A 26576-nucleotide genomic window follows, 5' to 3' on the forward strand; every position below is an offset into this window, starting at 1 on the left:
CGCCGATATTGGCCTGCGCGGCGGCGATCGTCGCGTCGGCGCCGACAAGGGCGGCATCGGCCTGCTGGACCGCCGTCTGGGCGTCGTCCAGCTGCGCCTGCGTGCCGACATGGGTCTTGAGCAGCTGCGAGGCGCGCGCCGCGACCTTGGCCGCATTGTCGGCCGCGGCCTGATCGGCGACCTTCTGCGCCTGCGCCTGCTGCAGCGAGGCGCGCGCTGCTTCAGTCTGGGCGTCGATACGGTCGAGCGTCTTGCTCAAGGTGGCGATCTGCGCCTCGGCCTGGGCGACGGCAATCTTGTAATCGCCGTCATCGACGACGAGCAGCGGATCGCCGGCCTTGACCTGCTGGTTCTCGCTGACCTTGACCTGATCGACATAGCCGGAAATCTTGGGCGAGATGAACGCCATGTCCGCCTGGACATAGGCATCGTCCGTCGAGATCATGAAGCGGCCCGTGGTCCAGTAATCGTAACCATACCAGGCGCCGGCGCCCAGCAAGGCGACGCCGATGACCGGCAGCAGGAAGGAACGCACCGAACGCTTCTTCTTGGCCGGAGCCTCTGCCGGTGGCGACGAGACCGGCTGGACAGGCACTTCCGGAGCTTCCGTCGCCGGCGCAACCTTGGCGTTGGGAAAGGGACGGACTTCGGCAGTGGTCGGCGCGTTCGAGGACATGACATCTCTCTAAAGTTATAATATAATACTGAACCGTTCGGTTCGATCCGGCCGTTGACATAGCGCGTAAACAGGACCATATCAAGGGCAATCGAACCGCTTGGTTCGAATTATTTTCGAGGTGTGACTTTCATGGCCGAGACCCCGCCCAATGTCGAAAACGAGTCGTGCGACGACCTGTTGGAAAGCTTGCGTCGTGGCCGCCCGGCCGCGGGGCAGGATCCGGTCAAGCGCAGCCAGATCATCGACGGCGCCCGTCGTGTCTTCATCGACAAGGGCTTCGAAGCCGCCTCGATGAACGACATCACCCGCGAGGCCGGTGTCTCCAAGGGTACGATCTACGTCTATTTCGCCAACAAAGAAGAGCTGTTCGAAGCGCTGATCGAGGAAGAGCGCGGCACCATCTTCAAGAACATGTATGACGTGCTGGACAATGCCGACAACCTGCGCGAGACGCTGGTGAAGTTCGGCAAGGTGCTGGCCCTCAAGATCACGTCGGCCAAGGTGATCCAGGCGCAGCGCACGGTGATCGGTGCATCCGACCGGATACCCGACATGGGCGCGCGGTTTTACGAGCGCGGTCCCAAGCGTGGCCACGACAAGGTCGCGGCCTTTCTCAATGCTGCCATCGAGCGCGACCTGCTGCGCATCGACGATGTCGATCTTGCCGCCTATCAGTTCACCGAACTGTGCCTGGCCGGTCTGTTCCGCCAGTGCATCTTCGCCTACCGCACCAAAGCCCCGACCCAGGACGAGATCGACCGCATCGTCAGGTCAGGCGTCAGCATGTTCCTCAAGGCATACGGCACCGAAAGGCTTGTGGCGGAAGAAGGCCACCAGACGATTGCTATCGAGGCCAAGCCGTAGGCCATGCTCTAAGCTGTGGATGCTTAGCCGCCATTGGCGGCAAGCACGATGGCCGCCTGCAATTCCTGGAGGCCCTCGGCCTTTTCAGAAGAGGTGGCCAGTACGAACGGGAACGCCGCCGGCCGCTTCTTGATCTTTGCCAGCGTCTCCTCGATCAGCCTCGGCACGCCGGCAGTCTTGATCTTGTCGGTCTTGGTCAGCACGATCTGGTAGGACACCGCCGCCTTGTCGAGCAGCGACAGCACTTCGTCGTCCTTGGCCTTGATGCCGTGGCGGGCGTCGATCAGCACATAGACGCGCTTCAGCGTGACGCGGCCCTTGAGATAGTCGAAGACCAGCTTGGTCCACTCGTCGACCTTCTCCTTCGGCGCGGTGGCATAGCCATAGCCGGGCATGTCGACCAGCGCCAAGGGCGGCAGGTCGGCGCCCTCACCCGAAAATCCGTCCGGCACGAAATAGTTGAGCTCCTGCGTGCGCCCCGGCGTGTTGGAGGTGCGCGCCAGCCCCTTCTGGTTGACCAGCGCGTTGATCAGCGACGACTTGCCGACATTCGAGCGGCCGGCAAAGGCGATTTCCGGCGGCCCTTCCGGCGGCAGGAATTTCATGGCCGGCACGCCGCGGATGAAGATCCACCCCCGCGTAAACAGTTCGGTGCCGATTATGCTGCTGTTCAGAGCGTTCAAGCTGCTGCCTCCAGAAGAGAAATATCGGCGCCCCGGATAGCATCGAGGTTGCGACTGACCTTGTCCACCGGCCAGTCCCACCACGCCACCGCCAGCAGCCGCCTGATTGTCCGGTCGTCGAAACGCATCTTCACCACCTTGGCCGCATTGCCGGCGACGATCGCATAGGGCGGCACGTCGTGCGTCACCACCGATTTCGCGGCGATGATGGCGCCGTGGCCGATTTCCACCCCGGGCAAGATCACCGCCTCCATGCCGATCCAGACGTCGCTGCCGACAATGGTGTCGCCGCGCACTTCCTTCGACCACGTCGCCGGGTCAAAACCCTTTTCCCAGCCATGGCCAAAGATATTGAACGGATAGGTCGAAAAGCCGGACATAGCATGGTTGGCGCCGTTCATGATGAAGCGCGCGCCCTCGGCGATGGCGCAGAACCGACCGATGATCAGCTTGTCGCCGATGAAGGGATAGTGGTGCAGCACGCATTTCTCGGCGAATTTATCCGGCCCGTCGGGGTCGTCATAATAGGTGAAGTCGCCGATCTCGATGTTCGGCGCATTCACCAGTCCCTTGAGGAAGCCGACGCGGGTATGCATCGGGATCGGGTGCTTGATGTCTGGGTTGGGTCCGTCCATGTCGAAATCCGTCAGAGAAATGGCAGCCAGGCACATCCGAAACTCGATGCGCCCGTTCAAAATAGCGTGATCCGCCCTATAGCACCAATCGGGCGACGAGCGAGCTTTCCTTGACGGCCTTGCTCATTTGCCGCCGCGGCAGATCACGATCGGATCGGACATTGCGCTGTCGAAACCGCTGCCCTGATAGACGGTGACGTTCGCCGCGCCGGGCGGCAGCATGAAGCTGCCTTCGACGATTTTCTGGTCTCCGGCCGGCATGTGGAGAGCCCAGCTATAGGTGCAAAACTGAGGCGGCGCCTGGGGTTCGACGTGGCTGCAGTTCAATTGCGCGCCACCCAGCATGGCGGCGCCGCCGCAGCTGACGGCGTCCTTTGCGAGCGCAATGCCAGGCCATCCCGCGATGGCCGCCACGGTCACGATCTTCAGCCAATTCATCGTCCCATCCTTGCCCGGCAACAGCCTGCTACCTGAGCCTTTTTATGGTGTCGCAGCACATGCGTCATTTTTTCCAGGCGGGCTTAGTCCGTCTTGCGCACCGCGTCCAGCGGGATTATGTGCATGATGATAATAAGCATGCTCACTAAAAGTTGCGCCTTAGAACCTCAGTACCTTCCATGCCATCGTCACCCAACATCAGCTTCGTGCTGCACGATGTCGCGCGCCTGCTTCGAAAGCGGTTCGAGCAGAGGTCGCGGGCATCGGGGCTGACCCGCGCCCAGTGGCAGGTGCTCGCCTATCTCTGCCTGCATGAGGGCATCCACCAGAACAAACTGGCCGATCTTATCGAGATCACGCCGATCACGCTCGCCCGGCTGCTCGATAAGATGGAGGCACGCGGCTTCATCGAGCGCCGGCCCAATCCCGCTGACCGCCGGGCATGGCTGCTCTACCTGAAGCCGCAAGCTTATCCGCTCATCGAAACCATGCGCACCAATGGGCAGAAGACGCGGGACGAGGCCTTTGTCGGTCTTTCCGCGGATGCCCAGCTGCATCTGCTGCAAACCCTATCCCTCATCAAATCCAATCTGCTCGCGGCTTGCACCCAGCCTGCCGCCGACCGGGAGAAAACACATGGCTGAATCAACCTCACCAAAGAAGCCTGCCGAAGAAGACGGATCCTCCGCCGGCCGGGCGCGCGACCAGATCATCCGACTGGACAGCGAACGCGAACAAAGGCGAGCCGGCACCCTCATCGGCAATGACGAGCTCGAAGCACCGGTCGCCCTGGAGCCGGCGGCGCTCGAGGCGCCGTCCAAGGAGCCACGGCAGGCCACGGTTGCGGTGGCGCCTCCGGCGCCGGTCAAGCCCAAGCTCGGCCGGGCACGGCCGATCCTGTTTGCCCTGCTTCCGGTCGCGCTGGTCGTCGGCGGCTATTACTACGTCATCGGCGGCCAGGTCATGACGACCGACAACGCCTACATCCAGGCGCAGTCGCTCGGCGTTTCCACCGATGTCTCCGGCACTGTGTCCGAGATCGACGTGCACGAGAACGAGGCGGTGAAGAAGGACCAGGTGCTTTTCCGGCTGCGGCCGGCCTCTTTCGAAACCGCTCTTGCCGCCGCCCAGGCGCAGCTCGGCACTGTGCGCAACCAGGTGCTGACCTTGCAGGCGAGCTACCAGCAGTCGCAGGCGCTGATCGAGCAGGCGCAGGCCGACATCCCCTATTACGAGGCCGCTTTCCAGCGCCAGCAGGATCTGCTCAAGACCTCCACCTCCTCCAAGGCGACCTTCGACAGCGCCCAGCACGACCTCGTCGCCGCCCGCCAGAAAGTGTCCGTTGCCCAGGCGCAGGCACAGGCGACGCTTGCCCAGCTTGGCGGCGACGCCAGCCAGCCGGTGGAGAAGAATCCGTTCTACCTCCAGGCGCAGTCGGCGGTGGACGACGCCCAGCGCAATCTTGCCGATTCCATCGTCAAGGCGCCGTTCGACGGCATAGTCACCAATGTCGACGCGCTTCAGGTCGGCAAGTACCTGCCGGCTTCGCAGCCGGCCTTCAGCCTGATTTCGGCGACCGATCTGTGGATCGCGGCGGAGCCGAAGGAAACCGAACTGACTTATGTGCGGCCGGGACAGACGGCGACGATCAGCGTCGACAGCTACCCGGGTGCCGTCTGGCACGGCACGGTCGCCTCGATCAGCCCGGCGTCATCGTCGAGCTTCTCCTTGCTTCCGGCGCAGAACACCACCGGCAACTGGGTCAAGGTCGTGCAACGCATTCCGATGCGCGTGACGTTGGACGATCTCCAAGGCAAGCCGCCGTTGCGTGGCGGGATGAGCGTCGTGGTCGGCATCGATACCGGCCACGCGCGCGGCCTGCCGGACTTCGTGACGGACCTCCTCGGCCGGTTCGGACAAAAGTCATGACCGGCGCGTCCGCGACAGGTGGCGTGGTCGCCAATCGCGGCGCCATCACCGCCTGCGTGATCCTGGCCGTGATCATGCAGGCACTGGACACGACCATCGCCAATGTGGCGCTGCCCTATATCCAGGGTAGCGTTTCGGCGAGCGCCGACCAGATTAACTGGGTGCTGACGTCCTACATCGTCGCGGCGGCCGTCATGACGCCGCCTTCGGGCTATCTTGCCAATCGTTTCGGCCGCAAGCGCATCCTTTTGATCTCCATCACCGGCTTCGTCGTCGCGTCGGTGCTGTGCGGCTTCGCGCAGTCGCTGCCGCAGATCGTCGGCTTCCGCCTGCTGCAAGGCCTGTTCGGCGCAGCCCTGGTGCCGCTGGCGCAGAGCATCCTGCTCGACATCTACAGCGTCGAGGAGCGCGGCTCGGCGATGGCGCTGTTCGGCGTTTCGGTGATGGTCGGGCCGGTGCTCGGGCCGGTCATCGGCGGCTGGCTGACCGAGAATGTCAGCTGGCGCTGGGTGTTCTACATCAACGTCCCGATCGGGGCCCTGGCCTTCGCCGGCGTCTCGATGTTCGTCCAGGAAACCAAGACGGACCTTAAGGCCAGGCTGGACTGGCTGGGCTTCGGCATGCTCAGCGTCACCATCGCATCGCTGCAGATGTTCCTCGATCGCGGCGAGCAGCTCAACTGGTTCTCGTCGTCCGAGATCATCGTCGAGGCGCTGATCTGCGCGTCGGCCTTCTACATCTTCCTCGTCCACACTTTCACCGCCAAAAACACCTTCGTGAACCCGCGGCTGTTCCTCGACAGGAATTTCGCCGTCGGCATGATCTTCATCTTCATCATCGGCATCACCTATCTGGCCTCGCTGGCCCTGATGACGCCCTATCTGCAGACGCTGATGGGCTATCCGGTGGTGACGGCCGGCATCGTCATGGGGCCGCGCGGTCTCGGCACCATGGCTTGCATGTTCCTGGTCGGCAGGCTGATCGGCAAGGTGGACACGCGCTGGCTGCTGTTGACCGGCCTGCTGGTCACCGCCTGGGCGATGTACGACATGACCGGCTGGACCCCTGATGTGTCGCAATGGACGATCATCAGCACCGGCTTCATCCAGGGCGCTGGCCTGGGTTTCCTGTTCGTGCCGCTGACCACCATCACCTTCGCCACGCTGGCGCCGGAGCGGCGCGCGGAAGGCACAGGCCTTTACAATCTGTCGCGGAACATCGGCTCCAGCGTCGGCATATCCGTCGTCACCGCGCTGTTGACGGAGAACGTGCAGATCAACCACGCCAACATCGCCACCTATGTGACGCCCTACAACCAGGCTTTCAGCAATCCGGCCATCTTCCAGGCGATGGATCCCTACAGCGCCGCGGGCCGCGCCGCGCTCGACGGCGTGGTGACGCTGCAGGCGACGATCATAAGCTATATGAACGACTTCAAGCTGATGATGATCCTGTCGCTTGCCGCCATTCCGCTGGTTCTCTTGCTGCGCAAGCCGGCGACGCCAGCCAAGGTCGACCACAGCGCCGTGATGGAGTGATGTTTTGGTCGAGGGCCTTTTGTTGAAGCAAGTTTCGAATGCGTCACCGTCGACAAAATGGAAATACAACGTATGGCGACGTCGTCGGCTGTCCCGTTGCACGTGATGCTAGGTTGCCCAAGTATCCAGCTGATTGAGGACGGCAATCGCCGGATACGATTTCCTGCCGGGATAACTTTGGCGGTAGTAGGCATTCCAATAGCTTGTCGCCTTATCGCGTATTGCACTCATTACCTGCCGGTTCTGCCGGACGAAACTGGCGTAAGCTGTCTGATCGAAATACGGCATCGCCAAATGGATATCGTCGAGAATTTCGACGACGTACTCGCCTAAGAGAAGAACGATGAATGGAATCGTCCAAGGCTCGTTCAGCGGAAGGATAATTTTGGCTGATTTTTGCCTCAGATAACCGTCTGTCGAACGTGTCAGCAAGCACTGCGACCCCGGCGAAAAGCTAGCGAAATCGACAGCTACGGTCGGCAGAAAATGCAACCGATAGGGAATGTAGATGCTGATCCCATCAGATGTGAGATGCCTCGAGGTTGTTCGGTAAGTGTCGTCGACGATGGGAGTCAATTCCTCAGCAGCTATATCGCCAAGCGCTCCAACTCCGAAAGCTGACTTTGCGGCATTTGGGAAAGGCTTGCGTTGGGTAAACCAATCCACGTCGTGTTCCTAACAAGGCTACGAAATCGATATGCAGTCAGTATGTCACATCTGCGGGCGCTAGGTGAGCGTTGTCTCTCTACCCCTCAACCGCGTTGGCAGTCGCATCGCGACGCCACATTCCGGTGCGCGGCGGTCCGTGCCAGCTTACGGCTAACCGGCATCTCGGCTACCCCTGCAAGCGCTCCGTTCAGGTATTTGTCCTCTACGGTCTTCGGTCCATGAACCAAAAGAAACCGGGTCCTGTGAGGGACAGGACCCCGGCCGATGCCGATACGACTTCCCAAGAAACATGGCACCTCGTCATGAGGTGGGGATGGCAGGCCCGAGAAAGCCCCAACGGACCTGCCTTGATCCCCTTTGCCGAAAGCCGTTACTTCGGCAACAGCACCTTGTTGACGACATGGATGACGCCGTTCGACTGGTTGACGTCGGCGATCGTCACTCGCGCCTCGCCGCCTGACTCATCCATGATGTAGAGCTTGCCCTTCTTGACTTCAGCGGTCAGCGTGTCACCGGAGACGGTTTTCATCTCGTACTTGCCGCCCATCGCTTTGGCCTTCTTCATCATTTCGGCGCCCGAAATCTTGCCTGCCACGACATGCGCGGTCAGCACCTTGGTGAGCTTGCCCTTGTTCTCCGGCTTCAGCAGCGTGTCGACGGTGCCCTTGGGCAGTTTCGCAAACGCCGCGTTGGTCGGGGCGAAGACTGTGAACGGGCCAGCACCCTGCAGCGTGTCGACCAGGCCGGCGGCCTTGACCGCGGCGACCAGCGTCGTGTGGTCCTTCGAATTGACGGCGTTCTCGACGATGTTCTTGGTGGTGTACATCGGCGCGCCGCCGACATTCGGGTTTTTGGCATAGGCGGGCGCGGCAATCGCCACGCCGGCGACGAACGCGGAAAGGGCGATGGTCCTGAATGACGGCAAGCGCATATGGTCTTCCTCCGGGTGAGGGCTGATCGGAATTGATAGCCTTTGGAAACGCACAGGCAGTCACGCCGCCGGCGGGGCGCAAGTTTCGCCGATCACAGGAACGTGATGCCGAAAGCGGCTTGAACGAAAAAGCCCCGCGCGAGGCGGGGCTTTGAAGGATGGAGAAAGCGCTGCGCCTTCTATTCGGCCGGTGATGGTTTCTTTCGGAACAGCGCGACCAGATTGTCCCACAGCTCGATCTTGGCGCCCTGGCGCTTCATGATGATGCCTTGCTGCAGGATCGACAGCGTGTTGTTCCAGGCCCAGTAGATGACCAGGCCGGCCGGGAAACCCGCCATCATGAAGGTAAAGATGACAGGCATCCAGGTGAAGATCGCCGCCTGCGTCGGGTCCGGCGGCGTCGGGTTCATGCGCATCTGCAGGAACATGGTGACGCCCATGATCAGCGGCCATACGCCGATCATCAGCATATGCGGCAGCGTGATCGGAATGAGGCCGAACAGGTTGAACAGCGATGTCGGATCGGGCGCGGCCAGATCCTGGATCCAGCCGAAGAACGGCGCATGACGCATCTCGATGGTGATGTAGAGCACCTTGTAGAGCGCGAAGAACACCGGGATCTGCAGCGCCACCGGCCAGCAGCCGGCGATCGGATTGATCTTCTCGGTCTTGTAGAGCTCCATCATCGCCTGCTGCTGCTTCATCTTGTCGTCCGCGTATTTCTCGCGGATCTCGAGCATTTTCGGCTGCACCTTCTTCATGTTCGCCATCGACGCGTAGGACTTGTTGGCGAGCGGGTAGAAGATGGCCTTGACGATGACGGTGGTGGCGAGGATGGCCAGACCGAAATTGCCGAAGAATTTGTAGAGCGTGTCGATCAGCCAGAACATCGGCTTGGTGATGAAGTGGAACCAGCCCCAGTCGATCAAAAGATCGAACCGCTTGATTTGACGGTCCTCTGCATAGGCGTTGATCTTGCCGACCTCCTTGGCGCCGGCGAAGATCTCGCTCTCCACCGTCGCCGATTGACCCGCGGCAACCGTTATCGGGTCGGTCAGGAAGTCGGACTGATAGCGGTGGCGGCCGTCCTCGAAAAAGGCGTAGCGCGGCTGGAACGGCTGCTTTTCGGTCGGCACCAGCGTCACCGCCCAGTATTTGTCGGTAATGCCCAACCAGCCGTCAGTCGACTTGCCCGGCGTGAACTGCTTGTCCGATTCGATGGACGCGTATTTGTGCTCCTGCAGGCCTTCGGTGCCGGTGAAGCCGATCAGGCCCTCATGCAGCACATAGGTGCTGGCAACGAGCGGCTTGTCGAAGCGGGTGACGCGGCCGTAATTGGACAGCGAGACGGCGGCCGTGCCCGCATTCTGCACCGTGTCGGACACCGTGAACATGTAATCGGTGTCGACGGAGAAGGTGCGCTTGAAGGTCAAGCCCTTGTCGTTCGAATAGGTCAGCGTGACCGGGGTCGTCGGCGTCAGCGTCGCATTGCCGTCGACGGTCCACACAGTCTCCGGACCGGGCACCGCACCGGTCTTGTCGTTGCCGACAAAGCCGATCTCGGCATAATAGCCATTGGGCAGTGCCGCCGGGTTGAGCAGGCTGATCTCGGGCGAGTTCTTGTCGACCGTCTCGGTGTAGTGCTTGAGCTTGAGGTCGTCGAGGCGGGCGCCGGTCAGGTTGATCGAACCCTCGAGGCTCGGCGTGTCGATCTTCGCGCGGGTCGTCGTGGCGAGCGCCTGTTCGCGGCCGGCCGGCGTCACGGCGTCGGTACCCGGTGCATTCGGAATGGCGCCAGGTGCGGCGGGCGTTCCGGTGTCGGTACCGGCGGCCTTCTTCTGCTCCTCGATGCGCTGCTGTTCGACGCGGGCCGCCTCGCGCTGGGCTTCGCTGCGCGGCAACACGTAAAAATATTGCCATACCGCAAGGATCAGCACCGACAGCGCGATGGTGATGAAGAAGTTCCGGTTGTTTTCCATCGAAAGCCCTTGGCCTATCGTGTTCCGCGCAGTCGGCGGGAGAGTTCGGCCTTCAACTGGCCGAACGGAGTGGTAAGCACGTCTTCGCGCCCGACGATGACATAATCATTGCCAGGCGCCATGTCACTTGCAGCATGCGTACGGATGGCTTCTCGCAGCCGCCGCCGGACACGGTTGCGGACAACCGCATTGCCGACCTTCTTGGTGACGGTGTAGCCGACGCGCGGCGACAGGCCGTCGCCGCGGTCGAGAACTTCAACGAGAAAAAGCCGCCCGCGTCGTTTTTCACCACGACGGACAGCCAGGAATTCCGCGCGCTTCAGAAGCCGCTTGGGATTTGGTCCCACTGGCTTGCCGGTTGCGGGCAACGATCTCGTCTTCCGTTCAGGCGCTGAGCCGCTTGCGGCCGCGGTTGCGGCGAGCTGCGACGACGCCGCGACCACCCTTGGTGGCCATGCGGGCACGGAAGCCGTGCCGACGTTTGCGGACGAGTTTAGACGGTTGGTAGGTACGCTTCATTTGTTTTAATACCGCGGGGTGCGGCCCTTCTTGATTCTGTCACTGTGTAACAGGAGCTTTGCCGGGCCGGCTTTGGCGCGATCGAAACCGCGCCGGGACGAATGGCCCGAGCGTGTGCGGGCTTATAGAAAGAAGGCTTTTGGAAGTCAATCCGGAGTCGTAGGGCGCAATCCGGCTCCGTTCAGACCGGTTTATGTTTGCGACCAAGGATGAAATTGGCAAAAAAGCCGTAATCGCCTAATCTGCGTTGATCAAGTGATCGTGAAGACATTAGCCGCATGAGCGAAACCATACAGGCACAGGAAGGGATCGGCACGGTGGCGTCCACCGAGGCGCCAGCGGCCGTGCGCACGGTGCCGCTGTCGCGCGGCCTGTCGACCAAGCTGCTGCTGCTGACCATCGTCTTCGTGCTTCTGGCCGAAGTGCTGATCTTCCTGCCCTGGATCGCCAGCTACCGGCTGAACTGGCTTAAGGAACGGCTGAGCACGGCGGCTGCGGTGTCGATCGTGCTGGTGCAGGGTGAGCCCGCCTCGCTGTCGCGCACGGCCCAGAACGACGTGCTGATGGCGATCGGCGCCAAGGCGATCGCGGTGCGCGACGGCGGCGTCTCGCGGCTGCTGGTGGTGGCCGAAATGCCGCCGAAGGTCGACGCGCACATCGATATCGCCTCGATCGGCATGATCAAGGGCATGACCGGCGCGCTCGACACGTTGTTTTTCGGCGGCGACCGGATGCTGCGCGTCTTCGGTCCGGTCGGTGACTCGGACAAGGAGTTCGAGCTGATCATGCCCGACAACAGCCTGCGCAATGCGATGCTGCGCTATTCGCGCAACGTCGCCTTCGTCTCGCTGCTGATCTCGCTGTTCACCGCCATGCTGGTCTACGCCGCCATCGACCTGATCATGATCGGGCCGATCCGGACGATGACGCGCTCGATGCTGTCCTTCTCCGAGGCGCCCGACGATCCCGGACGGATCATCCATCCGGCTGCCCGCGCCGACGAGATCGGCGTTGCCGAGCGCGAGCTGTCGCAAATGCAGGAGCGGCTGCAAAAAATGCTCTCCGAGCAGAAGCATCTTGCCGACCTCGGCCTTGCCGTCTCCAAGATCAACCATGACATGCGCAACATCCTGGCCTCGGCGCAGCTGATGTCGGACCGCCTGCGCCAGGTCAAGGATCCGACCGTGCAGGCCTTCGCGCCGAAACTGCTGCGCGCACTCGACCGTGCCGTGTCCTATTCCGAAGGCGTGCTTCACTACGGCCGCACGCAGGAGCCGCCGCCCGCGCGCCGCCGGCTCCGGCTGCGGCAGCTGGTCGAGGACGTGCAAGGCCTGCTCGACATCGAGCAAGGCATCGAGTTCGTCAATTCGGTCGAGCCGGCCTTCGAGGTCGATGCCGATTCCGACCAGCTGTTCAGGGTGCTCACCAATCTGTGCCGGAATTCCGTGCAGGCGATGGCGGCCGACAGCGAAAACGCCCTGGTGCGCCGCCTGGCGGTTTCGGCCGTGCGCCTGGGCAGCGTCAGCCGCATTGCCGTCAGCGACACCGGACCCGGCCTGCCGCCCAAGGCGCGGGAAAACCTGTTCGCGGCCTTTCGCGGCTCGGCGCGCAGCGGCGGCACCGGCCTTGGCCTGGCGATCGCGCACGAACTGATCCGCGCGCATGGCGGCACGGTGGAACTGGTCGAGAGCATTGGCGGGCGCACCACATTCGCCGTCACCATCCCCGCCCAGCCGGTCCGGCTCGACCAGGCCCGCAACAGCCTGCGCCGCCCCGCCTGACGGTTTTGAGCGCTGGGTCTCCAATGAGCAGGAACCGGCTCGACTTCGGACCGTTGCCAGGCGCCGGAATCCCAGCCTTCATCGCCGGCCAAGGCACTTGTGACAAAACTTTTGCCGGATCGGCTTGCTTTTCCGAAATTCAGTCGCTAGGGAACACGTCTCGTCGCGACCGGTCGTTTACGATCGGATTGCGGGGTCATGGAAAGCATGGCCTGTTGCGCGCCCGTAGCTCAGCTGGATAGAGCACCAGACTACGAATCTGGGGGTCAGGAGTTCGAATCTCTTCGGGCGCGCCATTCCATCCAGCTGAAATTGCTTGCCTTTCAGGCCTCGCCAATCAACCGCATCGGCATGAATTCCTGACGAATGGTGGCCCGCCTGTTGGTCAACAGACGATTCGATCAGATTCGCACGGATCGGGCTGGCGGTCATCGCGGTCGCTGGGTACACGCATGAGGCACCGGTGTTGGTGTTGTCGGCTCCCAACGCAAAACCTAGGGAATGACTGTCCGAAAAAAGGCCGTTTTCAACTGCCGCCGATTCCTCGCGTTCTCATACATGCTGATCGGCGGGATGAGGCGCGCTCTCGCTCCGGCCCTCGCCCGCACCTCGAATTTGGTGCGCTTCAACTCCGGAAGAGTCTTCTGATGCTGCAGATGATCCAGCACGGTCTTCTGCGCGACGTTGCCAAACCCCCAAAGGCGCCTGCAAGCAGGGGCCTCTGTCTTCGACATGGGCCGTCACGTTCGATCTCGGTTGCCGGCGGACGATGCCGGCGCGCTCCCGGCTCGCACCTCCTGGAGCAGCAGCAACAGGTCTGCCTTGGCCCAAAGCAGATAGCAGACAAGCAATGTCAGCGGCGCTGCGACGAGCGTCCAGGAAGCGCCCGACCATACCAGTTGCAGGGCACCGCCGCTCCCCACCGCGGCCGAGACCAGCGGCGGCAGACGGCTGGCCAGAACGGCACTCCGGAACGGATTGGGCCAGCTGGCTGGCCAGCCGGGCAACGGCTTGCCGTCCTCGAAGGCGCTGCCGAACTTGCCGAGCGCATGCAGCAAGCCCGAGGTCGCCGCAAGCACAGGTTCGCCGAACAGGAACAGGGCGATGCCGAGTCCGATCGCCCCGACCCCCGACGTCATGTCGCCAAGGCGGTTTAGGGACACGTCTGGGGACGGCTTCCTGGCCCATGCGCGGCAGTAGATCTCGCCGCTCCAGAAGAAGACCAGCGTGGCCAGGGTGAGCGACAGGGCAGCGATGCTGCCAACGAAATAATCGAGGAGCGCGGCATGGCCACTCACGGCGGAACCCGGCGGCACGGCAACGATCTGGACCATGACGCCCGTCGCCAGCCCGAGCCCATTGCCGAGATTGTAATATCCTCCGGGACCTACCATGCGTGAACGGATTGCCGCGGCGAAACGCGACAGGCCTGAAGTGTCGCCCGGCTCTCCGGCGGCATCGGGAAGGTCATGCATGATCATTGATAACGAACCCCGCGATCAGGCAGCGCACGCAGAAGACGTGCTGGATCATCTCGATCCGAGCAGCAGACAGTTGGCCCGCACCTTCGACATTTCGATGTTTCGACAAAAGCTGGTGTATGTGGCGCGCGGTGAGACCAGCTTAGATCAGACCGCGGTCGATCGGGCTTCCTTAGGTGTTCGGCTCGGTCGTCATCGTGCTCTCGTCGTTTTCCGCCCTGTTCAGATTGGCGCAGTGCGGGTGAGCGTTGGCGGGGACAATCTCATAACCGGCTGCGATCAACTGGAGACTCATCTCCTCGAAGTGACGCTTCGAGCCGCTGACGATCGATTCAGGCGTGTAGTTCCAGCCGTTGCGGGCAGCATTGGCCAAGATGCTGGCATAGGCATGCACGCTGGCGATTTTCACGTTTGATTCCAGCAACTGTCGGCACCCGCTTGCGAAAGAAGGTGACGGTTGGGCGGAATAGCCCAAGGCCGTGCATGCCAGCACTATGGATACAGGACGCATGGAACCCCCCTTAGCCGATTGTTTGTTGCCGTCGGGGAAGCTTGCGCCGTGCGAGCCTGCGGCGGAATCGGGCAGATGCGGTATTCGGCCTAGTGCATTTGTAGCATTCTTCTGTAGCATTCTTCGGCTACGGAGGGGTTTCCAAGGACGGGGGTCCACAATGGTGCTCGGCGCTTCGAAAGCTCAAACGCTTGTCGCATTGTCGGGTCGTGAGCGCGAGGTCGCGGAAAAATTTGCCGCCGGCCTGACCTATCGGGAGATCGGCAAGGCGCTTTTCATTGCTCCGGCCACTGTTCGCACTCACCTTGCGACCATCTACGGAAAACTTGGGGTGCGGACCAAGATCGGGCTCGCGGCGTACTTTGCCGGCGCTTCCGGCGCCAGGCCAGGCGGGCTGTCACCCCATCAAAGCGAAAAACCGCGGCTGGCGGTGATGCCGGTCAAGGGTCAGTTCGGCAAAACAAGGACCGATGCGGATGCATTGACGCGCGCGTTGACCGCAGAGCTCGGACGCTTCTCCCAGATCGGAATCGTCGCAGCGGCCACAATGTTCGCGCTCGCGAAGCGGCATCTCACTGTCAAGGAAATCGGCAGGACCACGGGAGCCAACTATGTCCTGGAGGTCGCGGTCCATAGCCAAGACAAAGCCATGCACGCCTTCGCGCATCTCGTGGACGCCGAGGAGGAAGTCGAGGTCTGGAGCGCAAGATATGATCTCGCCCAGACGTCATCGCATGACGAATTGACAGGCGTGATCAGCGGAAACCTCTTCCAGGTGTTGATGAAGCACGCGGCAGGCCCGCCCGCCCTCGAGGAAGCAATTCAGCACCACAAGCTCTATCTGAAGGCGTTTTACCACGTCGAACGGCCGACGGCGAAAGGCATGGTCGTAGCGCGGCGTCTCTGTGAAAGGCTCCTCGCCGCCGAGCCAGAGCATGCATTGATAAGGGAGACTCTTGCCTGGGTCGATTTCCACTCCTGCTTCAACGGATGGTCCATTGAACCCATCGAGGCCTTTCGCCGGGCTGGTGATGAGGCTCGGGCCGGACTTTGTGGCCATGACCGGGAAGCATCTCTGCACAGTGCTCTCGGATTGGCCGAGACTTATCTCGGAAACTTGCAGACGGGCCTTGGCTGCCTGTGGCGGGCCATCGCACTCAATCCGAACGATGCAGAGTGCCGTACCTGGCTGGGAATTGGGCTAACTTACGCCGGAGATCTCGAAGGTGCACAGGCAGCTTTCGCGCGGGCCAACCTTCTCAGTCCGAATTATCATCCGATCTTTCTGTTCAGGGGCGATGCCGAATACGCCGGGGAGAACTATAACGCCGCGACTGCCTCGTTTGATCGATTTCTGATGGTCCTGCCTGAATACCACTGGGCACGGCTCCTGCGGGCTGCATCATACATGGGGATGGGCGATCTCGAGTCTGCGCGGAAGGACGTGTCGTTCGTCTCGCGCGAGTCGCCCAGGTTGACCGGCGAGTATGTCGATCGATTGCAGCAAGCGCGCGGTCCGGAGTTTAGAAATAACCTGTGGTCACGCCTCAGCGCAGCAGGACTGCCATGGAAGTGACCTATCGAGGATGACATTGGGCGCATAAGGTCCGGTTGCGTGTCAACTTGCGTCATGGCGGGCTCCAACCCGAACGGCGGGAACGAGTGACGGCCTGCGACTGCACGGCGGTGGCAGGATGGCTGGTCAACACCGGCCACGCAATGGACTAAGCATTCGGGCGGCGCCTACGCGGGTCACCAGGACGAAGCTCGGCAAAGCGGCGCAGAATGCTGCAGAGCAAATCTTCGCAGCGCCGTCGTCCAATCTGCGTGGTAAGACCGCGACAGGCGGAACCAGCGGAGCCCGATTTGACCATTCCCCATACCCGCATCAAACGCGCTTTGATCACCGGGGCCGGCGCGGCCGACGGCATCGGCTTTGCCATTGCCCGGCAGCTCGGCTATGCTGGCCATGCCGTTTTTCTCACCGGTGCCAGTGCGCGTGTGCTTGATCGCGCCGTTGGGCTCCGTGCAGAAGGCATCGATGCCAAGGCCGTGGTCGCCGATCTCACCATCGCTGCCGATGTCGCGCGGCTGCGGGCCGATGTCGGGGCGGTCGATATACTGGTCAACAATGCCGGCATGGGCTCGCTGGCATCGCCATCGGTCGACAAGACGTTTCTCGCCATGACCGAGGCCGACTGGGACCAGGGGATCGACGTCAGCCTGAAGACGGCATTCCTCGTCACGAAGGCCTTTCTGCCGGCGATGGTCGAAGCGGGCTACGGGCGCATCGTCAATGTGGCGTCGGTCACCGGCCCGCTGGTGTCTTTCGAAGGCACGGCAGCCTATTCGGCCGCCAAGGCCGGCATGGCCGGCCTGACGCGCACACTGGCGCTCGAAGTGGCGAAAAACGGCATCACGGTCAACGCCGTCGCTCCCGGCTGGATCGAAACGGGCTCGTCGAGCGAAATGGAGCGGCAAGCCGCCCTGCATACGCCGCCGGCGCGGGCCGGGCGGCCGGATGAAGTGGCCGCCGCGGTGGCATTCCTGGCCTCGGAAGGCGCCAGCTATGTCAATGGCGCGCTGCTGGTGGTCGACGGCGGCAACAGCCTTCAGGAGCGCAAGGGCTGAGAACTCTGCGGCTTCGCCGGAACGACCGGTGTTCATGATCGGACAGCGGGTCCGGGCTCTCACTACATCGTGCGCCAGCGCAGCTTCTATCGTCACCGTCGACTGCTCGATCTCACTTGACCTTCCAGCTGCTGGAACCCTTAGGGTCACGCGAGGTCTTCCGGCGGGCCTTTCATCGAGAGCAAGGAGCGGAGAAATGCATCGACGCGGATTTCTGACGGCAAGCCTGGCGACGGTTCTGGCGAGCCCGCGTGCGCTGGCGCAGACGAAGATGGACGATATGTCGATGCCCGGCATGGGCGGCCATGCCGGGCACGACATGGCCGCGATGGTGCAAGACGCGGTCACCCTGCCCGAAGGCCAGGCGTTGCGCGCCCTGCAGGTGCTTGCCAACGAAGCCGACCGGCCGGGCCTGCTCAGGGCGAGGCTGACGGCGGCACCGGCCATTGCGAGGTTCGCCGAGGGGCGCGACACACCGATCCTCGCCTATAATGGCATCAGCCCGGGGCCGCTGATCGAGGCCTTCGAAGGCGACCGCGTCGAGATCACATTTGCCAACCGCATCGATAACGAGGTGAGCACCATCCACTGGCACGGCATGCCGGTGCCCGCCGACCAGGACGGCAGTCCGATGGATCCGGTTGCGGCGGGCACCGAGCGCGTTTATGCCTTCGAGCTGCCGGAAGGCTCCGCAGGCTCCTATTGGTACCACCCGCACCCGCACGGCAAGACGGCAGAGCAGGTCTATCGGGGTCTTGCCGGCGCCTTCGTCGTCAAGGCCAAGGCCGATCCCATCCCGGCCGAATATGGCGACACGGTGCTGGTGTTCACCGACCTCAGACTTGCCGCCGATGGCTCGATACCGAGCAACAGCATGAGCGATCTGATGAACGGCCGCGTTGGCGACCACGTGCTGGTCAACGGCCAGAAGAATCCCAGGCTCTCGGTGGCAAAGGGCGCCAAGCGACGCCTGCGCCTCTACAACGCCACCAACGCACGGTTCCTGAAGCTTGCCTTCGACGGCGCGACGATAACAGTCATCGGGACGGATGGCGGGCTGCTCGCGGCGCCGGTGGCGGCGGACGAGATCCTGCTCAGCCCGGGCGAACGCCTCGAGTTGGTCGCATCCTTCGACAGGCCCGGCCCCATCACCCTCGATACGCTCGGCTACGACCGTGGCTGGATGGGTCCCGGCCGCCCGGCCGATGCGGGGCTGACGCTGCTGACGGTCGATGTCTCGGAGAACGAAGCCGAGGCGGTGCCGCAGCTGCCGGCGCGGCTGCGGCCGATCGCACCGTTCGCCGACCCTGTCCTCAGCCGGCGGCTCGTTTTAACGGAGACCATGGCGATGAAACCCACCGGCATGGAGATGGGTTTCCTGATCAACGGCAAGGCCTTCGATATGGGACGCGTCGACTTCGTCGCCAGGGCCGGCGAGATCGAGCTCTGGGAGATAGTCAACGAGGCCGACATGGACCATCCCTTTCACGTCCACGGTACTCAATTCCAGGTCGTCGAGCATGAGCGCGACGGCGCGGTGTCCAAGCCGCCCTATCTCGCATGGAAGGACACGGTGAACGTCGCCCGCGGCGAGACGGTGCGGCTCCTGCTGCGCCAGGATAGGCCGGGGCAGCGCATGTATCACTGCCACATCCTCGAGCACGAGCAGCTCGGCATGATGGGCGTGCTCGATGTCATGGCATGAAGTTCGGCATCGCGTTCGGAGCGGTGGTGCTGGCGCTGGCCGGTTCGCTGAGCCTCTCCTCGCCGCAGGCGGTCGCCTCCAGTGATGAGATCGTGGCCGCACGCCAGGCCTCGATGAAGGCTATGGCGGCGGCAGCGAAAACCATCGCCGAGATGTTCGGCGGCAAGCGCGCCTACGACGCCGCCAGCTTCAAGGCGGCGGCGGAGGCGCTCAGCGCCCGTACCGGACCCGCCCTGATGGCTGAATTCCCGGCGGGAACGCTGGGCGCGCCGTCGGGCGCCAAAGCGGAAATCGATCAGGCGCGGCCGGAGTTCGAGGCGCTCGCCAGTCACATTGGCGAACTCGCCGATGCATTGGCAGCCAAGGCCGAAACCGCGCCTGCCCGGATCACCGGGGACATGCGCATGGGCGCGATGACGTCAATGGACGGGGGCAGTCTGCTCGGCAAGCGGCTGAAGACAACGGAGGCGGATCCGGCCGGATTGCCGGCGGAGCATCTTCTGCACCTTATCCTCCAGGATTGCTCAAGCTGCCATTCCAAGTTTCGGCAAAAGGTGAAGTGAGAACCGGCGATCACACCGCCATTTGTTGCCCTCTTGTGCAGCGATGCGGAATGCCAGGAAGGCCACCTGTATCAAGACGCCTTCGCCAGAAAATTCCGATAATCCGACTTGGCCTGCAGCAGGCGCAGCACATTGTCTCGCGAGCCGCGCACATGGGCGCGTGCCAGCGTGCCGGCTCGGGCAGCGTCGCCGGCGCAGATGGCATCGACGATCTCGGCGTGCTCGTCGCGGGCGATCTTCCATTCGTCCAGCCACAGGAGTTCGGTCCAGACGTAGTGCTGGCACTTGTCGAGGATGCCGCACAGCATGTTGTGCAGCATGACGTTGCCGCTGATTTCGGCGATGACGCGGTGCAGGTCGATGCCGACTTCCAGTTCCTGGAATTTTTCCCGGTTCGTGCGTTCCGGAATGGCTGCCAGCCGTTCGCATTCGGCCAACATGGCGCGCAGCCGCGCCTTGTCCTGTTCCGTCGCGGCCGTTGCCGCAAGTTCCGTCGCATGGCCGTCGAGCAGTTCGCGGATCTCGAAGGCCTCGCGGAACATGTTGATGTCGAACTCGGTGACGACATAGCCCTGGCGCGGCCGGCCGGTGACCAGCCCGTCACGCTCGAGGCGATTGAAAGCCTCGCGCACCGGGGTTCGGCTGACCGTCAGCTTCGCCGCGATGTCGTTTTCGGTGACGCGGGAGCCCGGCGGGATCTGGCCGGTCACGATCATCGCCTTCAGCGCGGAGTAGACCGAGTCGCGCAGCGTATTTTTGGTTTCCTTGGCCAAGCTTCCCTTCCCACTTCTCCGGCCTTTCAGCCGGAACACGCATAGCTGTAGCCGCAGTCGGCGCAATTTGCCACGCCTCCGGTGAAGCCGTCCCTCACCAACCTGGTCCGGCACGAAGCGTACATTTCGAGCGCGCCGGCGGTGTTGACAACATCGATCGCTAGGCTACACTCAAAATTGTATACAAAATAGCATGCCAAATCAAAAACAATGGGAACACCGGTTGGAGAGCCGAAAAATGAACAGAACCAGAAACGTTAGCATCGTTGCGATGGCGGGCCTCATGGCTTCGTTCGCAGCCCCCGCCATGGCGGGCGACACCATCACCGTCGCCTCATGGGGCGGCACCTACCAGGAGGCGCAGACCAAGGCGTTTTTCAAGCCGACCGCCGACGCGCTCGGCATCACCATCAAGGAAGACACCACCAACGGCCTCGACGACGTCCGGCTGCAGGTGACCGGCAATGCGGTGAAGTGGGACATCACCGAACTTGGCGCCGACGAATGTGCGCGCGGCTCGAAGGAAGGGCTGTTCGAAAAGCTCGACTACGGCATCATCGACAAGAGCGGCATCAACCCGAAGCTTGTCCACGACGACTGGGTCGGCATTTCCTACACCTCGGTCGTGCTGATCTACCGGACCGACGTATTCGGCGACAAAGGCCCGAAGACCTGGGCCGATTTCTGGAACGTGGAAAAGTTTCCGGGACGGCGCGCGCTGAGCGGCAGCCAGGCGACGGAAACGCTGAGCGTTGCCGCACTGGCCGAGGGCATTCCGATCGACAAGGTCTATCCGGTCGATATCGACGGCGCGTTGAAGTCCGTCGACAAGATCCGCGGCAATGTCGACGCCTGGTGGACCTCCGGCGCCCAGGCCATGCAGCTGGTTAAGGACGGCGAAGTCGACATGGCGAGCATCTGGAACGGCCGCGCCGGCACCTTGAAAAAGGAAGGCGCGCCGATCAGCTTTTCCTTCGATCAGGGCGTGCTGACCGCCGACTGCATGGTCATCCCGAAGGGCGCCAAGAACAAGGAGGCGGCCATGAAGGCGCTGGCGATGTTCGTCAGCCCGCAATTGCAGGCCAATCTGCCGCTCTATGTCGACAATGGCCCGGTCAACGAGAAGGCTTTCGAGACTGGCAAGATCCCGCAGGACAGGATCAAGGACATCAATTCGGCGCCCGAAAACGTCAAGAAGCAGGTGTTGCAGGATGCAGAATTCTGGCGCGACAACCTGGTCGAGGCGACGGAAAAGTTCAACAATCTGATCCAGCAATAGGCTGCGGCCGCAATCCAAACCACGGCAGGGCGACGCCTCGCCCTGCTTTCGCCGCCTCAGCCCCTGGGAGAGAAAAATCTTGTCCATTGCGCCATCCGCGTTGCCGATCGGCATGCGCGGGATCGAGAAACGATTTGGCAGCGTGCCTGTGCTGCGCGACCTCAACCTCGATGTCGAGGCTGGTGAATTCCTGACGCTGCTGGGGCCTTCCGGTTCCGGCAAGACGACGCTGCTGATGATCCTGGCCGGTTTCGTGCGGGCCAATGCCGGCTCGATCAGGGTCGGCGGCGACGAGATCATCACCACGCCGCCGCACAAGCGCAACATCGGCATGGTGTTCCAGAACTACGCGCTGTTTCCGCATATGAACGTCTTTCACAACATCGCCTTTCCGCTGAAGCAACGCGGCGTCGCCGCCGCCGAGACGGCCGAGCGTGTCGAGAAGGCACTCGATCTGGTGAAATTGCAGGGACTGGGCGAGCGCCGGGTCGACCAGCTCTCCGGCGGCCAACGCCAGCGCGTGGCGCTGGCGCGCGCCATCGTCTTCGAGCCGCGCATCGTGCTTATGGACGAACCCTTGTCGGCGCTCGACAAGGGCCTGCGCGAGCACATGCAGATCGAGCTACGCGCCCTGCATCGGCGGCTCGGCATGACCACCGTCTATGTCACGCACGACCAGCGCGAAGCCATCACCATGTCGGACCGCATTGCTGTCATGAACGGCGGACGCATCGAACAGCTCGACAAGCCCGAAAGCCTCTACGCCAGGCCGCAAACGCAATTTGTAGCAGGCTTCATCGGCGAATCGAATTTCATTCCGGTCGAGTGCCGCAACGGCTCCGTCTGGTACGAGGACCGAAGAATCCATACGGCGGCGGCGACGCCGGCGGCAGGCCAGTACCTGATGGTGGTGCGGCCGGAAAAGCTGCGGCTCTTGGCAACCGCCGAACCGACAAGCGGCGTCAACGTGCTCAACGCGACGCTCAGTGACATCATCTATCAGGGCGACAGCTTCGTCTGCTATGCCGTGCTGCGCGACGGCCGGCAGCTGACTTTGCGCGACTATTGCCGCAGCGATGTGCTGGCGAAAATGCCGGCTCCCGGCCAGCCGGTCAGCTTCGGTCTCGATGCGCACGACACGATCCTGGTGGCGGCAGACTGATGAGCGCGCAGACCGCCCTCATGCAGGAGACCGGCAGCCCAGCAGGCCGGGAGCTCAACACGCAGGCACTTCGCGCCGACGCCCGGCGTGAATCACTACGGCTGCTGGCGCTGCTGTCGCCGAGCCTGTTGCTGGTCTTCGCCATCATCATCGTGCCCATCGGCTGGCTGTTCTGGCTGTCGTTGTTCGACGAAGCGGGCGGCTTCAGCGCCGCCAATTATGCGCGATTCTTCGAGCAGGCCTCCTACATCAAGACCTTTGTCACCACCTTCAAGGTCGCCTTCATCGTCACCGGCGCCTGCGTGCTGCTTGGCTATCCCCTGGCCTACATGCTGTCGCAACTGCCGCGCCGGGCGGCGTCGATCTGCCTGATCTTCGTCATCCTGCCGTTCTGGACATCGGTCCTGGTGCGCACCTATGCCTGGCTGGTGATCCTGCAGCGCAAGGGCCTGATCAACAGCTGGCTGATCGACCTCGGTGTCATCAGCCAGCCGCTATCGCTCGCCAACAATTTTTCGGGCGTCGTCATCGGCATGACGCATATCCTGCTGCCGTTCCTGGTGCTGCCGCTTTACGCCTCGATGAAGACAATCGACACCGACTGCCTGCGCGCCGGCATGAACCTCGGCGCCGGCCCGGCCGCCACCTTCCGGCAGATCTTCTTTCCGCTGTCGCTGCCCGGCCTCGCCTCGGGCGTGGTCATCGTCTTCGTGCTCTGCCTGGGCTTCTTCGTCACGCCTGCGCTGATGGGCGGCGGCAAGGTCATCATGTGGGCGATGCGCATGGAACAGACCACCAGCCTCTATTCCAACTGGGGCGCGGGTGCAGCACTCGGCGTGGTGCTGCTGGTGGTCACGCTGGCGCTTCTCGGCCTGTTCCAGTGGCTGCTCGGCGCGCGCGCCACAGGTGTGTGGAGTTCGCGATGAGCGAGGATTTTGGCCTGCCTATCTCGCACCGGCAACGGCTGTGGCTCTATTGCCTCGGCGGCCTCGTGCTTCTGTTCCTGATCGCGCCGTCGATCATCATCGTCATCATGTCGTTTTCGGACTCGACGCTGCTGCAATTCCCGCCGCAGCAATGGTCGCTGCGCTGGTACCAGACCTATTTCGGGTCGCTGGAATGGCGCGACGCGACGATCGTCTCGGCCAAGGTGGCTGTCATGACGGTGCTGGTGGCGACACCGCTCGGGACCGCGGCCGCCTATGCCATCAACCGGGGCACGCTGCGCTTCAATGGCACCATCAACGCGCTGCTGACGGCGTCGCTGATCGTCCCGGTGATTCTGATCGGCATCGGCACCTTCTTCCTCTATGCGCGCATCGGGCTCAACAACACGCTGACCGGCCTGGTCATCGCGCACACGGTGCAGGCGCTGCCGCTGGTGGTGCTGACCGTGCTTTCCGGGCTGCGCTCCTACGACATGAACCAGGAGCGGGTGGCGCGCAGCCTCGGCGCCGGCCGCGTCGCCGCCTTCTGGCAGGTGACGATGCCACAGATCCGCTTCTCGATCGTCTCGGGCGCGCTGTTTGCCTTCATCACCTCCTTCGACGAAGTGGTGGTTTCGCTGTTCATATCGGGCGGCGAGACCACGACATTGACGCGCCGCATGTTCAATGCGCTACGCGATCAGATCGACCCGACGATCGCCGCCATCTCGACCTGCCTGATCGTGCTCTCGGTCGTGCTGTTGTCGGTTGCGCAGATTTTCGGCCGGCGGCATTGATTTCACCAGACGAATTCGCAGAAGTGACCATGGGATATCCAGACAGAATGCGTGATTTCCAGTTTCCCGGCCGCTCGCCGGTTCGTGCCACCGAGGCGGTTGCCGCGACCTCGCATCCGCTTGCAACCCTTGCGGCCATCGACATGCTGCGCTCCGGCGGCAATGCCATGGATGCCGCGGTCTGCGCCGCCGCCGTGCAGGGCGTGGTCGAGCCGCAATCGACAGGCATCGGCGGCGACTGCTTCGTGCTCTATTCTCCCGGGGGACAAGGCAATGTGCTGGCCTTCAACGGGTCCGGCCGCGCGCCTGCCAGGGCGACAGTCGACTGGTACCGCGAAAAAGGCTTCGACCGCATCCCGTTGCAGGGGCCGCATGCGGTCACCGTGCCGGGTGCCGTCGATGCCTGGAGCCGCCTGCTCGAAGACCATGGCCGCAAGGGCCTTGCCGAGGCGCTGGCGCCGGCCATCCACTATGCCGAGAACGGCTATGTCGTGCACGACCGCGTCGCCTTCGACTGGGCCGAACCGGAAACCGATCTGTCGGCCGACGAGCACGCCACGCGCATCTTCCTGCCCGGCGGCAAGGCGCCGAGGGCTGGCGACGTCCACCGGCAGCCGGAACTGGCGGAGACCTTGCGCATCATCGCCAAACATGGCCGGTCCGGTTTCTACGAAGGCGCTGTCGCCGACGATATGGTGAGTCGGCTCAATGCATTGGGCGGACTTCATACGGCCGAGGATTTCGCTGCGACCAGAGGCGACTATGTGGCGCCGGTCAGCACCTCCTATGGCGGCCATGACATCCACCAGATGCCGCCGAACAATCAGGGGCTGACGGCGCTTTTGATGCTCAATTTGCTGTCGGGCTTCGAGCTTGGCGGGCTGGATCCCAATGGCGCCGAGCGCCTGCATCTGGAGATCGAGGCCGGGCGCCTGGCCTATCGCGACCGCGACCGTTATGTCGGTGATCAGGACCATGTCCCGGTGCCGGTCAGAGAGCTGCTGTCCGGCGCCTATGCCGACCGGCTGCGCGCCGAGATCGACCGCGACCGCGCCATGACGCATCTGCCGCGCGTGGACCTGCCCGGCAGCGACACGGTCTACATCTCCATCGTCGACCGCGATCGCAACGCGGTCTCCTTCATCAACTCGACCTATTATTCGTTCGGCAGCGGTGTCGTCGGCCCCAAGTCCGGTGTCGTGCTGCAGAACCGCGGCTCCAGCTTTCGCCTCGATCCAGCGCATCCGAACGCGATCGCACCGGGCAAGCGGCCGATGCACACGATCATGCCGGGCATGGCGACGAAGAACGGCCGCGTGGTGATGCCGTTCGGGGTCATGGGCGGCGGCTATCAGCCGTTCGGCCATGTCCATCTGCTGACCAACATGATCGACTTCGGCATGGACCCGCAGCAGGCGCTGGATGCGCCGAGGGTGTTTTACAATGACGACACCGTGGAGGCCGAGCGTGGCGTTCCCACTGATGCAATCGAAGGCCTGCGCGGGCGCGGCCACCGCATAGCCGAACCGCATCATCCGCTTGGCGGCGGGCAGGTGGTGCTGATCGATTGGGAGAAGGGGACGCTGACCGGCGCTTCCGATCCGCGCAAGGATGGTTTGGCGCTTGGCTACTGAGGCGATCCGTTGTCCAATGGCGTATCCATATCGAGGCAAGCCCGTCAGCGGGGCTTCCACCAATAGTCGTTCGAAATCCAGCCGGTGATCATGACCCAAACCGAAACCCACGCAGACCTCTCCCGCCGTCTCGCCGCCGGCGCCGACGATGCGCCCGCCATCCTGGCACCCGACAGGGCGACGCTCAGCCATGGCGAATTGCGCAGCCTGATCGCCGATACGGCAAAACAGCTGCATGCGCGCGGCATCGGCCGCGGCGACAGGGTGGCGATCGTGCTGCCGAACGGGCCCGAGATGGCCACCGCCTTCGTCGCCGTGGCGGCCGCCGCCTCGACGGCACCGCTCAACCCCGCCTACCGGGCCGACGAGCTCGATTTCTACCTCACCGACATCGGCGCCAAGGCAATCCTTGTCGCGGAGGGCGAGACCGGACCGGCGGTGACGGTGGCCGAACGCCTTGGCATCGGCG

At 63.0% G+C, this 26576-nt stretch carries 27 protein-coding genes and 1 tRNA gene; 16 read left to right on the top strand and 12 right to left on the bottom strand.

All coding sequences use genetic code 11. From position 1 onward, the window contains the following. Positions 1 to 676, bottom strand: a 676-nt coding sequence (locus EN964_RS01575) for an HlyD family secretion protein (protein WP_164775706.1), incomplete at its 3' end; no start/stop codon positions are given. A gap of 132 nt (positions 677 to 808) precedes the next feature. Between EN964_RS01575 and EN964_RS01580 the strand changes: the two genes are divergently transcribed. Beyond that, on the top strand, positions 809 to 1543 hold the full coding sequence (locus EN964_RS01580) for a TetR/AcrR family transcriptional regulator (RefSeq protein WP_027040117.1): 735 nt from the start codon (positions 809 to 811) through the stop codon (positions 1541 to 1543). Positions 1544 to 1566: 23 nt separating this feature from the next. Here the strand turns inward: EN964_RS01580 and yihA are convergent, their stop codons facing one another. The 3 genes from yihA to EN964_RS01595 all read right to left on the bottom strand — a co-directional run bounded on the left by yihA (position 1567) and on the right by EN964_RS01595 (position 3320). Beyond that, positions 1567 to 2226 (bottom strand): ribosome biogenesis GTP-binding protein YihA/YsxC, encoded by a 660-nt coding sequence (gene yihA, locus EN964_RS01585; RefSeq protein WP_024502094.1) that lies wholly within the window; start codon positions 2224 to 2226, stop codon positions 1567 to 1569. Further along, the gene (locus tag EN964_RS01590) at positions 2223 to 2861 is read right to left on the bottom strand and encodes a CatB-related O-acetyltransferase (protein WP_164748689.1); all 639 of its coding nucleotides are present in this window, start codon (positions 2859 to 2861) and stop codon (positions 2223 to 2225) included. Before EN964_RS01590 ends, yihA begins: the two co-directional genes overlap by 4 nt. Before the next feature lie 123 nt (positions 2862 to 2984). Next, positions 2985 to 3320 (bottom strand): hypothetical protein, encoded by a 336-nt coding sequence (locus tag EN964_RS01595; protein ID WP_245456764.1) that lies wholly within the window; start codon positions 3318 to 3320, stop codon positions 2985 to 2987. A 158-nt stretch (positions 3321 to 3478) separates the two neighbouring features. Here EN964_RS01595 and EN964_RS01600 point away from each other — a divergent pair, with 158 nt between their 5' ends. From EN964_RS01600 to EN964_RS01610, 3 genes are read left to right on the top strand one after another with little or no spacing between them, the layout of a single operon-like run. Continuing rightward, positions 3479 to 3943, top strand: coding sequence for a MarR family winged helix-turn-helix transcriptional regulator (locus EN964_RS01600; protein WP_127267224.1), 465 nt, complete (start codon positions 3479 to 3481; stop codon positions 3941 to 3943). Continuing rightward, a complete protein-coding gene (locus tag EN964_RS01605; RefSeq protein ID WP_127276130.1) occupies positions 3936 to 5228 on the top strand; it encodes an HlyD family secretion protein in 1293 nt (430 codons plus the stop codon). The genes EN964_RS01600 and EN964_RS01605 overlap by 8 nt, the downstream gene beginning before the upstream one ends. Next, positions 5225 to 6766: a DHA2 family efflux MFS transporter permease subunit gene (locus EN964_RS01610; RefSeq protein WP_127271421.1), complete on the top strand. Its 1542-nt coding sequence runs from the start codon at positions 5225 to 5227 to the stop codon at positions 6764 to 6766. The genes EN964_RS01605 and EN964_RS01610 overlap by 4 nt, the downstream gene beginning before the upstream one ends. 108 nt (positions 6767 to 6874) lie before the next feature. On the opposite strand, the gene EN964_RS01615 is transcribed toward EN964_RS01610, so the two are convergent. The 5 genes from EN964_RS01615 to rpmH all read right to left on the bottom strand — a co-directional run bounded on the left by EN964_RS01615 (position 6875) and on the right by rpmH (position 10864). Continuing rightward, a complete protein-coding gene (locus tag EN964_RS01615) occupies positions 6875 to 7432 on the bottom strand; it encodes a hypothetical protein (RefSeq protein WP_127276132.1) in 558 nt (185 codons plus the stop codon). 373 nt (positions 7433 to 7805) lie between these two features. Continuing rightward, the gene (locus tag EN964_RS01620) at positions 7806 to 8366 is read right to left on the bottom strand and encodes a fasciclin domain-containing protein (RefSeq protein ID WP_127271417.1); all 561 of its coding nucleotides are present in this window, start codon (positions 8364 to 8366) and stop codon (positions 7806 to 7808) included. A gap of 179 nt (positions 8367 to 8545) precedes the next feature. Continuing rightward, the gene (gene yidC, locus EN964_RS01625; RefSeq protein WP_127270245.1) at positions 8546 to 10345 is read right to left on the bottom strand and encodes a membrane protein insertase YidC; all 1800 of its coding nucleotides are present in this window, start codon (positions 10343 to 10345) and stop codon (positions 8546 to 8548) included. Between the two features lie 14 nt (positions 10346 to 10359). Beyond that, on the bottom strand, positions 10360 to 10713 hold the full coding sequence (gene rnpA, locus EN964_RS01630) for a ribonuclease P protein component (protein WP_127270243.1): 354 nt from the start codon (positions 10711 to 10713) through the stop codon (positions 10360 to 10362). A 16-nt stretch (positions 10714 to 10729) separates the two neighbouring features. Then, a complete protein-coding gene (gene rpmH / locus EN964_RS01635; protein ID WP_008833937.1) occupies positions 10730 to 10864 on the bottom strand; it encodes a 50S ribosomal protein L34 in 135 nt (44 codons plus the stop codon). A gap of 278 nt (positions 10865 to 11142) precedes the next feature. Between rpmH and EN964_RS01645 the strand changes: the two genes are divergently transcribed. Next, positions 11143 to 12645 (top strand): HAMP domain-containing sensor histidine kinase, encoded by a 1503-nt coding sequence (locus EN964_RS01645; protein WP_127276133.1) that lies wholly within the window; start codon positions 11143 to 11145, stop codon positions 12643 to 12645. Between the two features lie 219 nt (positions 12646 to 12864). Then, positions 12865 to 12941 (top strand) — tRNA-Arg (locus tag EN964_RS01650). A 444-nt stretch (positions 12942 to 13385) separates the two neighbouring features. Here the strand turns inward: EN964_RS01650 and EN964_RS01655 are convergent. Together EN964_RS01655 and EN964_RS01660 are read right to left on the bottom strand one after the other, a co-directional pair. Then, positions 13386 to 14120: a hypothetical protein gene (locus EN964_RS01655; RefSeq protein WP_206528684.1), complete on the bottom strand. Its 735-nt coding sequence runs from the start codon at positions 14118 to 14120 to the stop codon at positions 13386 to 13388. A 178-nt stretch (positions 14121 to 14298) separates the two neighbouring features. Next, a complete protein-coding gene (locus EN964_RS01660; protein WP_127268797.1) occupies positions 14299 to 14535 on the bottom strand; it encodes a hypothetical protein in 237 nt (78 codons plus the stop codon). Between the two features lie 262 nt (positions 14536 to 14797). On the opposite strand from EN964_RS01660, the gene EN964_RS01665 reads away from it, so the two are divergent. The 4 genes from EN964_RS01665 to EN964_RS01680 all read left to right on the top strand — a co-directional run bounded on the left by EN964_RS01665 (position 14798) and on the right by EN964_RS01680 (position 19536). After that, positions 14798 to 16213, top strand: coding sequence for a LuxR C-terminal-related transcriptional regulator (locus EN964_RS01665; RefSeq protein WP_164748690.1), 1416 nt, complete (start codon positions 14798 to 14800; stop codon positions 16211 to 16213). 290 nt (positions 16214 to 16503) lie between these two features. After that, positions 16504 to 17268, top strand: a complete 765-nt coding sequence (locus EN964_RS01670) for an SDR family NAD(P)-dependent oxidoreductase (protein WP_236383082.1) — start codon at positions 16504 to 16506, stop codon at positions 17266 to 17268. Positions 17269 to 17464: 196 nt separating this feature from the next. Continuing rightward, a complete protein-coding gene (locus tag EN964_RS01675; RefSeq protein ID WP_127268799.1) occupies positions 17465 to 18973 on the top strand; it encodes a multicopper oxidase family protein in 1509 nt (502 codons plus the stop codon). Next, complete coding sequence (locus EN964_RS01680; RefSeq protein ID WP_127271413.1) at positions 18970 to 19536, top strand: cytochrome c; 567 nt, start codon at positions 18970 to 18972, stop codon at positions 19534 to 19536. Before EN964_RS01675 ends, EN964_RS01680 begins: the two co-directional genes overlap by 4 nt. Positions 19537 to 19607: 71 nt before the next feature. Here EN964_RS01680 and EN964_RS01685 read toward each other — a convergent pair whose 3' ends face one another. Continuing rightward, a complete protein-coding gene (locus EN964_RS01685) occupies positions 19608 to 20309 on the bottom strand; it encodes a GntR family transcriptional regulator (RefSeq protein ID WP_127268040.1) in 702 nt (233 codons plus the stop codon). Between the two features lie 238 nt (positions 20310 to 20547). Here EN964_RS01685 and EN964_RS01690 point away from each other — a divergent pair, with 238 nt between their 5' ends. The 6 genes from EN964_RS01690 to EN964_RS01715 form a co-directional block, all read left to right on the top strand. Beyond that, positions 20548 to 21588, top strand: coding sequence for an ABC transporter substrate-binding protein (locus tag EN964_RS01690; protein WP_127268039.1), 1041 nt, complete (start codon positions 20548 to 20550; stop codon positions 21586 to 21588). 79 nt (positions 21589 to 21667) lie between these two features. Further along, complete coding sequence (locus tag EN964_RS01695) at positions 21668 to 22750, top strand: ABC transporter ATP-binding protein (protein ID WP_127268038.1); 1083 nt, start codon at positions 21668 to 21670, stop codon at positions 22748 to 22750. Further along, positions 22750 to 23676: an ABC transporter permease gene (locus tag EN964_RS01700; protein ID WP_127268037.1), complete on the top strand. Its 927-nt coding sequence runs from the start codon at positions 22750 to 22752 to the stop codon at positions 23674 to 23676. The genes EN964_RS01695 and EN964_RS01700 overlap by 1 nt, the downstream gene beginning before the upstream one ends. Continuing rightward, on the top strand, positions 23673 to 24473 hold the full coding sequence (locus EN964_RS01705) for an ABC transporter permease (RefSeq protein WP_127268036.1): 801 nt from the start codon (positions 23673 to 23675) through the stop codon (positions 24471 to 24473). Before EN964_RS01700 ends, EN964_RS01705 begins: the two co-directional genes overlap by 4 nt. A gap of 47 nt (positions 24474 to 24520) precedes the next feature. Next, positions 24521 to 26107 (top strand): gamma-glutamyltransferase, encoded by a 1587-nt coding sequence (gene ggt / locus EN964_RS01710; RefSeq protein ID WP_127268035.1) that lies wholly within the window; start codon positions 24521 to 24523, stop codon positions 26105 to 26107. A 90-nt stretch (positions 26108 to 26197) separates the two neighbouring features. After that, on the top strand, positions 26198 to 26576 hold a 379-nt coding region (locus tag EN964_RS01715; RefSeq protein ID WP_164775707.1), incomplete at its 3' end, for an AMP-binding protein.

Source organism: Mesorhizobium sp. M7A.F.Ca.CA.001.10.2.1 (genome assembly GCF_003998575.1).
Classification (GTDB): domain Bacteria; phylum Pseudomonadota; class Alphaproteobacteria; order Rhizobiales; family Rhizobiaceae; genus Mesorhizobium.